Consider the following 11,382-nt stretch of genomic DNA (forward strand, 5'->3'; position numbering starts at 1 on the left):
GTAATCTCCTGTGGGCCGGGGTTAGTTGGGGACGTGCTTTGCGGTCCAGGATTCCACATGCGGCGAGATGGTCAGCAGGCCGAATTCCTGCCCGAGCTCGATGAGCAGGACCGCGCCGAATGCGGCTACGAGGAACCAGCCCGATTTCTTTCGCAGGCTGCCCGCTGCCGAGTACCGGATCAGCAGCACGCCCGGAAGAATGCCGAAAAGGATGTTCTCCCCGAGCCCGCCCGCGATGTTCAGCGCGATGAGGAAGACGTCGGGGTAGAAGATGCCCACGGCCAGCGGCGGCAGGAAGGCCAGCGGCCAGACGAGGCTCATCTTCGAGATGTTCAGGTAGGTGCTGGTAAGGTCCCGAATGAACGAGAGCAGCGCGGTGCCGTTGGCCATGAACGACGTGGTCATGGCCACGATGGAGAAGACCAGCCCGATCTGCATGAAGCCGGGCGTGGTTATCATCTCGGCCAGCGGGATGGTGGCCGGGAGGTTGTGCTTGTAGGCATAGACCTCGGACATGTCGCCGCCTGCCAGCGGCAGGGCGAGGCAGACCACGATGACCCAGATGACGTTCATGAACAGTCCGAGGAAGGTGCCGCCCACGATGGCCGTGCGGATGGCCTTGCGGTCCTGCTTGAGCGAGCGGCAGATGGTCGGGATGATGTTGTGGAAGTGGAACGCCGTGATGAGCACCGGCAGGGCCGTGGGCAGGAAGGTCCAGTCCGCGAAGCCGAGGTTCTGGTTGCTCATGTTCGGTATGGTCATGAAGACCAGCGCGCCGAAGGTTCCCCACATGAGAATCATCAGCAGGGCGTTGCCGCGGGCCATGACAGCGGCCCCGAAGCTGGTCATCAGCGTGGCAAAGGCGAAGTAGGCCACCATGGAGACCCAGTCCGGGAGGCTGGTGGCGAAGAGGTGGTTGATGATGGACGAAACCCCGGCGAGGTACGCCACGAGTACGCCGTACAGGATGATGAGGTTGGCGGCGATGCTGACCCACTTCCCGGCCGGGCCGAGCTCCGCGCCGAAGAAGGTCGGCAGGTCCGCGGTCTCGTTTTGCACGAGGCTTTTCTGCTCGGAGTAGATGAGCGCGGTCCATGTCATCAGGCACCACATGAAGGCGATGGCGCAGAGGGCCGGGAGCAGGCCGGCCGGACCGAGGTTGACCGGCAGGGCGAGGATGCCCGCTCCCACCATGTTGCCCGTGACGACGAGCGCGTTGGTTATCGTGGCCTGTGTGGTCGCTTTCTGCATGATCGTCCCCCTGTGACGTTCGCGGCGTGAACGGGAATACGAGATGTTGAGGGCAACATAGCAGAGTTCAACGGGTGAAGAAAGGCGTTAGAATCCTTTCGATTTACCGCTGAGGCGGGCGACTTCCTTCCGCAGCTTGCCAAGGTCCACGGGCTTTGCGAGGTATCCGTCCATGCCCGCCTGGATGATGGCTTCGTCGTCGCCCTGCATGGCGTGCGCAGTGAGGGCGATAATCGGCGTCTTCCGGTTCGGGCCCGGCGGGTCTGCCTCGCGTAGTCGTCTGACAGCTTCAAGGCCGTCCATTTCCGGCATCTGGACGTCCATGAGCACGCAGTCGTAAGGGGTCGTCATGAGCTTGTCGAGGGCTTCGCGGCCGTTGTTGGCGGTGTCCACGGTCCAGCCGAGGTGCTCCACCATGCGCACGGTGGCGATGCGGTTCACCCGGTCGTCCTCGGCCACGAGGATGCGGTAGCCGTTTTCAGGCGCAGCTTCTTCTATGAGCTCGCTCTGGTCTGGTGCGTCGGCGTGATCGTAACGGAGCGTGAAGGCGACCTCGGTTCCCTCATTCGGAGCCGTATCCATGGAGAGTGTTCCGCCAAGGTTTTCAATGATGCGCTTGACGATTCCAAGGCCAAGTCCCACGCCCTGATGCGTCCTTGTCAGTCCGCCTTCGGCCTGAGTGAACGGCTCGAAAATCTGCGTCAGATGTTCTTCGGAGATGCCGATGCCGCTGTCCCTGACCGTGAAGAGAATACGCACCGGGGTTTCGGCAGGGTCGCCCAGCACCGAGACCGAGACCGCGATGACGCCTTTGTTGGTGAACTTGACGGCGTTGCCCACCAGATTCATGAGCAGTTGCCGAGTCCTGACATCGTCGCCGAGTACGTATTCCGGCACCGCATCGTCCACGGTGTACTGCATGTTCAGGCGCTTGGCTTCGCTGTCGACGCGGAATGTCGCTTCCATCTCCTTCATGATGCCCCGGATGGAGAAGGGCCTTTTGCGAAGCACGAGCTTGCCCGCCTCCATGCGCGAAAGGTCGAGGATGTCCGTGAGCAGTTGCGTCAGGTTGCGGCAGGACTGCAGTCCGGTTTGAGCAAGATCACGCTGGTTTTCGTCGAGGTTGGTCTTGAGGAGCAGTTGCAGCATGCCGAGCGCTCCATTGAGCGGCGTGCGGATTTCGTGGCTCATGTTTGCCAGAAATTCGCCCTTGGCTTTGGTTGCCGCCTCAGCTGCGATCATGGCCTTGCGCAATTCGTTTTCCGCCTTCACTCGTTCGGTGACATCCTTGCCCACAGCCCATGTGGCGAAAGGGGCGATGGGGAATTCATCGGAAATATTCGACCATGAGACAATGCGGTTGGTGCCGTCGATCGCGGTCAGGCGGAGTTCGACGTCACGGAAGTCGCCTTTGCGTTTTTCTATTAGGGCATTGACGGTTTCGCGTTCCTCTTTGTCCGGGTAGAGTCGTTCAAGAAAGTCGTTTCTGCCGAGAATTTCTTCGCGTGGGATGCCTGTGACACGTTCGCACTCCCTGTTCCAGAGCACCACATTGCCCTTGTCGTCAAAGGCATCCACAAGCACGGGCATGTTTTCGATGATGTTGCCGAGTTGCTGGCGGCTTTCGTCAAGCTCATGGCGCACCAACCGGAAGTGGTACAGCAGCAGACCGGCGGCCACGAGCATGGCCAGCACCGCGCCAAGCGCGTACCCGAACGGCGCGATCCACTCGATGGGCCGCAACAAGGGGTAGTCGAACTTGTGGAGCCCCCAGATGATGAATGTCCAGCCGAGCAGTTGCCGTTCGCGTGCGGCGGCGTCCTTGCGGCGAAGGTATTCTATGCCGATGCGAATGAAGACCGCTCCGATGAAGAAGAACGATGGCAGGGCACTGGTTTCAAAAGACATGGAGAAGGCGTTGCTGGCAACGGACCAGACGAGGCAAAGAAACGCCAGCGACCACCAGCGTCGCCTGACCTTCTGTTCCATGCGCATGAACGACCCTTGCAGCAGGAGCATGCCGGAGAATATCGAAGCGGACTGGCTTGCGGAGAACATGAAGGGATTGTTCAGGCCGCTCAGAATGAGCAGCATGAATATGAATCGCAGGAAATACAGGAACCAGCCGCCAGCCCAGATCAGCAGTACCTGACTGCGATCGTGCATGTACAGATACACGTAAATGCATGTCAGCAGCAGGACGCCGAGGCTTGACGCCGTTACTGAAGGAATGAGCCAGTCCATCAGGTGCTCCCCACAAAATCGAGTGCTACGGAAAGAATTATCACACGCATGTCATCAAGTATATGTTTACAAGTCCCGGGATATGCCGTACCTCGTTCACGCCGCCATCCGGTGGGCCATAATCCTTATACAGGCAGGAAAGCACATGAAGGACCTTGTCCGCAATGATACGTTGAGAAATATCGCCATTATCGCCCACGTCGACCACGGCAAGACCACGCTGGTTGATGGAATGTTCAAGCAGTCCGGGCTGTTCCGCGAAGGTCAGGAAGTGGACGACCGCATCATGGACAGCATGGACCTTGAGCGGGAGCGCGGCATTACCATCGCGGCCAAGAACTGTTCGGTTCACTGGAAAGGCACGAAAATCAACATCATCGATACCCCCGGCCACGCCGACTTCGGCGGTGAAGTGGAACGCAGCCTGTCCATGGCCGACGGTGCAATCCTGCTGGTGGACGCCTCCGAAGGCCCGCTTCCCCAGACCCGTTTCGTGCTCAAGAAAGCCCTTGATCGCGGCCTGAACATCGTGGTGGTCATCAACAAGGTCGACCGTCAGGACGCCCGTCCCGATGAAGTCCTCAATGAAATCTACGACCTCTTCATCGACCTCGACGCCACCGAAGACCAACTCGAATTTCCCCTTCTTTATGCGGTGGGCCGCGACGGAATCGCCATGGAGTCCCCGGACGAGCGCGGCGAGAACCTGCACATCCTGCTGGACCTCATCCTCAAGGAAATCCCCGGCCCTGCGCATAACGAAAACGAGCCGTTCCAGATGCTCGTTTCCGACCTTTCCTACTCCGACTATCTCGGCAGGCTGGCCGTGGGCAAGGTGCACCACGGCAGGGTCAAGGCCAACGACACGCTGGCCTGCATAAGCGAGGACGGGAAGCCTGCGCGCCTCAAGGTCACCAAACTGCAGACCTACGAAGGCCCCAAGCTCGTCCCCACCGATTCGGCGGAGCCGGCGACATCGTCGTGCTTGCCGGTATTGAGGACGTGAAGATCGGGGACACCATCTGCAACATCGAAGAACCCAAGGCTCTGCCGCGCATAACCGTGGACGAGCCTACCGTGGCCATGCGGTTCAGCATCAACACATCGCCGCTGGCAGGAACTGAAGGCAAAATCGTGCAGGGCACCAAGATTCGTGAACGCCTGTTCCGCGAAACGCTGCTCAACGTGGCCATTCAGGTTGAAGACGCCGAAGGCCGTGATTCTTTCGTGGTCAAGGGCCGCGGCGAATTCCAGATGGCGATTCTCGTGGAGACCATGCGCCGCGAGGGTTTCGAGCTTTCCGTTGGTCGCCCTGAAGTCATCATGAAGAAGACGGACGGCGTGATGCAGGAACCCATTGAACGCCTGTTCGTTGACTGCGACGAAGAGTTCACCGGCGTTGTCACCGAAAAGCTCTCCGCCCGCAAGGCGCGCATGACCAACATGGTAAACCACGGCACCGGCCGCGTGCGCATGGAGTTTTCGGTCCCGTCCCGTTCGCTTATCGGCTACCGCGACGAGTTCCTGACCGACACCAAGGGGACCGGCATCATGAACTCTTACCTTGAAGGGTACGACGACTACCGGGGCGAGTTCCCCAGCCGTCGCTCCGGCTCCATCGTCAGCGACCGCTCGGGCAAGAGCGTGGCCTATGCGCTGTTCAACCTCGAACCGCGCGGCCAACTGTTCATCACTGCGGGCGAGTCGGTTTACGAGGGCATGATCGTCGGGGAGCGCAACCGTTCCGGCGACATCAACGTCAACCCCTGCAAGGAAAAGAAGCTCACCAACGTCCGCGCCTCCGGCAAGGACGAGGCCGTGGTGCTGACTCCGGTGAAGCCCATGACCCTTGAGCGGGCGCTGAACTTCATTACCGAGGACGAGCTTGTGGAAGTGACTCCGGAGAACATCCGGCTGCGCAAGATCACACTCTCCGGTACCGAGCGTCACCGTATGGAAGGGCGCAAGAAAAAAGCGCTGGAAAACGGCTAACTCGTCAGGTTTATACAAACAAAAAGGCCCCTTCAAGGGGCCTTTTTTATTTGTAGCGTTGGAGAATTGCGTCCAGACGCCCGTCCTGAATCATGGCTTCCAGTTCCATGTTGAGCCTTTTGATGTGGGGCTGCCAGCCGTTGGCTCTGGTGAACGCAAATCGGTACCAGGCCGAGTCTATGGGCTTTTCGTGAATGGTGAAGCGGTTGGCGGAGAGGTCCTGTCTCGTCTTGAAAAGCCACTCGGTTTCGCGTTTGTTCACCACTGCGGCGTCGGCTCGACCTTTTTCAACAAGGTCAAGCATCCGGTAAGGGTCGCTGACGTTGATGCGGGTGACGCTGCCGTCAGCGAAGTATGGGGCAAGCGCCGGGTAGGCGAAACTGCCTATCACCGCAACACGCATACCTTTCAGGTTGGCGGGGCTGTCATATTCGAACTTTTCCCCCGCAGCGGTGATGAGCGTGTCCTCTGACTCGATGAAGGGAACGGTCCAGAGAAACCTCTCTGGATCGTCAACCCACTCTTTGGCTTTGGCGTGGGCGTCCACATCGCCGTTTTCTAGCTGGACCCAGCCACGGCGGTCGGGGAGTGTCCTTATAATCAGGGTATAGCCGAGAGGCCGGATGGCCTCTTCCAGAATTTCAACCAATACGCCTTTGGGTTCGCCAGGGTCCTGGGCGGTCATGTACGGCGGCCAGTCCGTGTCGGGCATGAAGAAGACCAGTTCGCCGTTATCGGGCGTTGCCGAGGCAACGGGAGCGCCGATGACGAACAGGAGAATTGTGAAAAGAAGAATATGGCTGATTCTATTATGCACGATTGCAAAAATAGCAGGGTCTTGCCCGCTGTCAATGATTGAGTTGTAAAAAAGCCCGGCATTTGCCGGGCTTGTGTTTTGTGCTGGGCTTTTGCTTACTGCTTGAGCCGCCATTCGCCGTTGGAGTCGCGGTAGGCCTTGGCCATGACCTTGTCTCCGTCCGGGCCGTTTTCGGTGATGACTACGTCGCGGTAAAGGCGTCCGTCTTCATGATACGGCGGAGAAGGCGTGGCGCTGTAGCTTGCGCCGGTGTCGGGGTTCACCCAGTCGTGGGATTCTCCGGATTTGCCCTTTTCAAGCGTGTGCTGGACCTGTTTTTCGTCGTGCTTGTCCCACTCGTTGCCGACGATGTAGCCCATGAGCAGGCCCACGCCCGCGCCGATGGCCGCGCCGCTGATCTTGTTGTTGAAGGTGAGCGCGCCGATGGTCGCGCCAGCCAGCGCGCCGATTCCCGCACCCGACTGGGCCTTGTTCGCGCAGCCGTATCCCGAGACGACGAATGCGGTAAGCACCGCCGCGATGAAGATTTTTCTCATGCGTAACTCCTGACGAAATAGTTTTGAATACCCTGTATATACGCGCTCACTTGCTTTTTGTCATCTTCCTTGTGCGATTTCTCCGCATTGACAAAACGGCCCGGTATTCGCATGTTCCGTTTCCGGTCGGCACGCCGCCGACCTTTTTCGGAGCGCATTCATGAGATCAATACTCTGCACCATCTTTCTTTTCGCCCTGTGCCTTTTCCCCGCAGTGTCCCATGCGGAAAAGGTCAAGAAGAATGTTTTGTACATCAACTCGTATCATCACGGGTACCGATGGTCGGACAACATCTTCGAGGGCATTCGTTCAACACTGGACGAGAGCGAGTTCAAGATCAATCTTCAAATCGAGTACATGGACACCAAGAAGTATGCGTATGACTTCTCGGCGCAGCGTCTGCTGCCGCTTTTCAGGGACAAGTTCCGCAACGAGCGTTTTGATGTCGTGATCGTTTCCGACAACGACGCCTTCAACTTTGCGCTTGAGCACCGCGACACATTGTTTCCGGGCGTTCCCATCGTCTTTTGCGGAGTGAACGATCTCAAATCACGCAGCATTCCGAATGTGACCGGGGTCATTGAGAACTTCCCCATAGCCGACACCATCGACCTTGCCCTGAATCTGCGGCCTGAAATGGAAAAGATCGTCGTGGTTGGTGATTCTTCCACGGCAGGGCGGACCATTCGAGCACAGGTCGAGGCCGTAATGCCGTTCTACGAGGACAGATTGAAGTTCGAGTACTGGGCCGACCTCAGCGCCAGTCAGGTCAGGGAACGGGCGCGCCAGCTCTCCGACAACGCCTTCATGTTCTTCATCCCGTATTACATTACGATAAATGGTCGCTCCTACACTTCTGAAGAGGTGGCGGAAGCCATCTCCGAAGGCACGGACATCCCGATTTTCACCGCGTGGGAGTTTCTGATAGGGCATGGCGCGCTTGGAGGGAGCCTTTTGAGCGGCAAGCAGCATGGGCGCATGGCGGCAGAGCTGGCATTGGATATTTTGCGCGGCACACCGGCCGACAAGCTTCCCATGGTGGAGCGGCCGCTCGGCACCTACTTTTTCGATTATAATGTAATGAACAAGCTCGGCGTGGACGAGTCCCAGCTCCCTGACGGCAGCCGGATCATCAACATGCCCAAGGCGTTCTACGAACTGCCCAAGCAGCTTTTCTGGACCATCATGATATTCATGTTCGTGCTGGTCAACGTGCTGATTTTCCTTATTTATACGATCATTGAGCGCAGGCGGATCGAAAAGCGGATCAAAGAGCAGCTGGCCTTTCAGGAAATCCTCATGGACACCATCCCGCAACTGGTGTGCTGGAAGGACAACGACCAGCGCTATCTTGGGGCCAACAGGGCTTTTGGCGAGTTTTTCGGCATAGATGATCCGCAGGCTGTCATGGGCAAGACCGACAATGAAGCCCTGCCGCAACGAGAGTTTGCCGGGTGGGTCGGCGCACTTGATCGGCAGGTGGTCCGGACCCGAAAGGCGCTTCGCAAGCTCAAGCGCCGCGTCACCCGCAACAATGGCGACAACGCCTGGCTGGAACTCAACAAGGTCCCGCTCTTCGACCCCACCGGTAACGTTGTGGGGACGCTGACCACAGCGGAGAACATCACCAAGGAGCGCGATCTTGAGAAACAGCTCATCCAGTCCCAGAAGATGGAAGCCATCGGGACTCTTGCCGGTGGAATTGCACATGATTTCAACAATATATTGACTTCAATAATCAACTCCACCGAGCTGGCCATGGGTGACGTTGACCCTGAGTCGCTCACCGGGAAGGACCTGGATCGTGTGCTCAAGGCGGCCCGGCGGGGCGGGCATGTGGTGAAGCAGATCCTCGCCTTCAGCCGACCCTCGCAGGAAGCTTTCGGGCCACGAACATCTGCGAGGTTATCTCCGAGGTGCTTGGGCTGGTCAAAGCGTCCATGCCGGGAAACATTCGCATCAACGCAAACGAGAATTGCGAGGTGCCGCTCGTCTGGGCTGACCCCACGCAGTTGCATCAGGTCATCCTGAACCTTTGCACCAATTCTTTTCAGGCGCTTCGCGACGTGGGCGGCGGGGAGCTCTTGCTTGAGCTTGAGGAAGTGCGTCTGAGCGAGGACGAGGCCCGGACCATCAACCTTGAACCGGGGCGGTTCGTCAGGATCGTGGTGGCAGATGATGGTCCCGGTATCCCGTCAGAGATATTGGACAAGATTTTCGACCCGTTCTTTACCACCAAAGGCAAGGCCGAAGGCACAGGGCTTGGGCTCGCGGTGGTGCATGGCATTGTCAAGGGCCATAACGGCGGCATAAGGGTGTCCAGCGAGGCGGGAGTCAGCACCCGTTTCGAGATTCATCTTCCGGTGCACGATCAAATCGCCGAGTTTTCCATTCTTACGGACATGCAGGCCATGCAGGGGCGCGGGCGCATTCTTTTTGTCGAAGATGATCCCGATCAGCTTGAGACAACGCCGAGGATACTCGAAAGCCTCGGCTACAGAGTCTCCGCTGCCGCCGACGTGACTGCCGCGCTCGAGATGCTGGTACGTGAAGAGGACTTCGATCTCGTCATCACGGATTTCGACATGCCGGGCGCCAATGGCGTGGAACTTGCTGAAGCGTTGCAGGCCATAGCGCCGGGGCTTCCGGTTATACTGGTCTCCGGACGGGAAGACGCCGTGACAGCGGCCTCCGGTTTGCCAAATATAGGACGCATTGTTATCAAGCCGTACGACAAAACCATGATGGCACAGGCCGTTGCCGCCGTTCTCGGCGGCTTGGAAGAGAGGTAATACGTGGCGCGAATTCTGATCATAGACGACGACCCTCAAGTTTGCGGGACGATTGAAAGTCTTGCCACGCGCATGGCGCACGAGGCAGATCAGGCACTTACTCTTTCGCAAGGCGCAAAACAGGTCCGCGAGGGCGGATATGATGTGGTCTTTCTTGACGTCCGCCTGCCGGACGGCAACGGGCTGGATCTGCTGCCCGAGATCGTGTCGCTCCCCGACGCCCCGGAAGTGATCATCCTGACCGGACGGGGCGATCCAGACGGTGCGGAGCTCGCCATTCAGCAGGGCGTGTGGGACTATCTCCTCAAGCCCAGTTCCGTGCGTGAAATGACCCTGACCCTCGGACGCGCCCTAAAATACCGCGAGCAGAAGCTTACCAAGTCGGTGATGGACAGTCTCGATCTTTGCGGTGTTGTGGGCGAAAGTCCCACGTTTCAGGGCAGTCTCCGTCAGCTTGCCGAAGGCGCACGGTCTGGCGCGAATATTCTCGTCACCGGGGAGACCGGGACAGGCAAGGAGCTTTTTGCGCGCACCATCCACCAGAACAGTGCCCGAAAGGGCGGAAAGTTCGTGGTCGTTGACTGTGCCGCACTTACGGAAACCCTTGTAGAAAGTACGCTTTTCGGCCATCGAAAGGGCGCGTTCACCGGCGCGCACTCTGATCGCACTGGTCTTGTCAAGCTCGCTGACGGCGGGACGCTCTTTCTCGACGAGGTCGGGGAGATGCCGCTGGCCATCCAGAAATCGTTCCTGCGCGTGTTGCAGGAGCGCACGTTCCGGCCTGTGGGCGGCACCACGGAATTATCCAGTGATTTCAGGTTGCTATCCGCAACGAACAAGAATCTGGAGTTGCTGGTAGAACAGGGCGAGTTCCGTAGCGACCTGCTTTTTCGGCTGAAAACCATGCAGATCCATCTTCCGCCGCTCAGGATGCGGCCGGAGGATATCCGTGCGCTGGCGCAGTGGCAGGCCGAGCGTGTCTGTCGCCGTTACGGCATGGCCGAAAAGGGTTTCGGGTCCGACTTCATCCCCACGCTGGAGAGCTATGAATGGCCGGGCAACGTTCGTGAACTCCTGAACATCATCGAACAGACCGTCGTTGGAGCAGGGGAGGAAAAGACCCTGTATTCCATGCACCTTCCGCGTGAACTGCGCATCAAGGTCGCCCGTGCGCAGGTCAGGAAGATGACCGGCGTCGAAAGCGCGCCCGAAACCGGTCCCGAGCCTGTCCGAAAAATCGGACAGGATATCTTCGAAGAGATTTTCGAACAGGAACTCCCGACATTGCGGGACTTTAAAGGAATGGCTGAAAAGGCATACCTTGAAGAGCTCATCCGACAAGGGTCGGGAGAGGTCTCCGACATCCTCTCCGTATCCGGCCTGTCACGCTCCCATTTTTACGCACTCCTCAAGAAATACGGGCTGAGCCTGTAGCTCCCTGTCTTTTTTTTCGGACAAATTAAATCCTTTTGTTGCAGCAGGTTGAGCGTCCGCTCAACCTGATCGTGACAGTTGTCTTTTTTTTCACACACTGATTTGGTCTGAAAGTGTCCGGAATCCCGGACTCTGGCGGAATGATAATATTGCATGAAACGGAGATAATAATCCTATTCATGCGATTTTTTTGTATAATCAATTATAAAAACCTTTTGGCATGGTTCTTGGTTATGGGGGGATCAGCCACCCACATCCGATTTAATTGTCACTGTTTGAAAACCCACCGCCCCAGAGCGGGCGCAAGGAGAGTTG

7 protein-coding genes and 1 pseudogene are annotated in these 11,382 nt (G+C 58.1%); 4 read left to right on the top strand and 4 right to left on the bottom strand.

Annotated features, from left to right (window positions below):
* Nucleotides 1–21: 21 nt before the first annotated feature.
* Nucleotides 22–1,251, bottom strand: coding sequence for an aromatic amino acid transport family protein (locus JCM12178_RS07160; RefSeq protein WP_054650044.1), 1,230 nt, complete (start codon nt 1,249–1,251; stop codon nt 22–24).
* An 87-nt stretch (nt 1,252–1,338) separates the two neighbouring features.
* On the bottom strand, nt 1,339–3,495 hold the full coding sequence (locus tag JCM12178_RS07165) for a hybrid sensor histidine kinase/response regulator (protein WP_054650046.1): 2,157 nt from the start codon (nt 3,493–3,495) through the stop codon (nt 1,339–1,341).
* A gap of 145 nt (nt 3,496–3,640) precedes the next feature.
* Here JCM12178_RS07165 and typA point away from each other — a divergent pair.
* Nucleotides 3,641–5,487 (top strand): annotated as a pseudogene (typA, locus tag JCM12178_RS07170) (translational GTPase TypA).
* Nucleotides 5,488–5,533: 46 nt separating this feature from the next.
* On the opposite strand, the gene JCM12178_RS07175 reads toward typA, so the two are convergent.
* Nucleotides 5,534–6,304: a substrate-binding periplasmic protein gene (locus tag JCM12178_RS07175; RefSeq protein ID WP_054650048.1), complete on the bottom strand. Its 771-nt coding sequence runs from the start codon at nt 6,302–6,304 to the stop codon at nt 5,534–5,536.
* A 95-nt stretch (nt 6,305–6,399) separates the two neighbouring features.
* Nucleotides 6,400–6,840: an RT0821/Lpp0805 family surface protein gene (locus tag JCM12178_RS07180; RefSeq protein ID WP_054650050.1), complete on the bottom strand. Its 441-nt coding sequence runs from the start codon at nt 6,838–6,840 to the stop codon at nt 6,400–6,402.
* Nucleotides 6,841–7,000: 160 nt separating this feature from the next.
* Between JCM12178_RS07180 and JCM12178_RS07185 the strand changes: the two genes are divergently transcribed.
* From JCM12178_RS07185 to JCM12178_RS07190, 3 genes are read left to right on the top strand one after another with little or no spacing between them, the layout of a single operon-like run.
* Entirely contained in the window at nt 7,001–8,872 is a 1,872-nt protein-coding gene (locus JCM12178_RS07185) for an ABC transporter substrate binding protein (protein ID WP_245628661.1), read from the top strand.
* Nucleotides 8,824–9,633 (top strand): ATP-binding protein, encoded by an 810-nt coding sequence (locus JCM12178_RS19530; RefSeq protein WP_245628662.1) that lies wholly within the window; start codon nt 8,824–8,826, stop codon nt 9,631–9,633. Before JCM12178_RS07185 ends, JCM12178_RS19530 begins: the two co-directional genes overlap by 49 nt.
* Nucleotides 9,634–9,636: 3 nt before the next feature.
* Nucleotides 9,637–11,067 carry a sigma-54-dependent transcriptional regulator gene (locus JCM12178_RS07190; protein WP_054650052.1) on the top strand — a complete coding sequence of 477 codons (1,431 nt, stop codon included), beginning with the start codon at nt 9,637–9,639 and terminating at the stop codon, nt 11,065–11,067.
* Nucleotides 11,068–11,382 lie beyond the last annotated feature (315 nt).

It is taken from the genome of Salidesulfovibrio brasiliensis JCM 12178, assembly GCF_001311825.1.
Taxonomy (GTDB): Bacteria; Desulfobacterota; Desulfovibrionia; order Desulfovibrionales; family Desulfovibrionaceae; genus Pseudodesulfovibrio; species Pseudodesulfovibrio brasiliensis.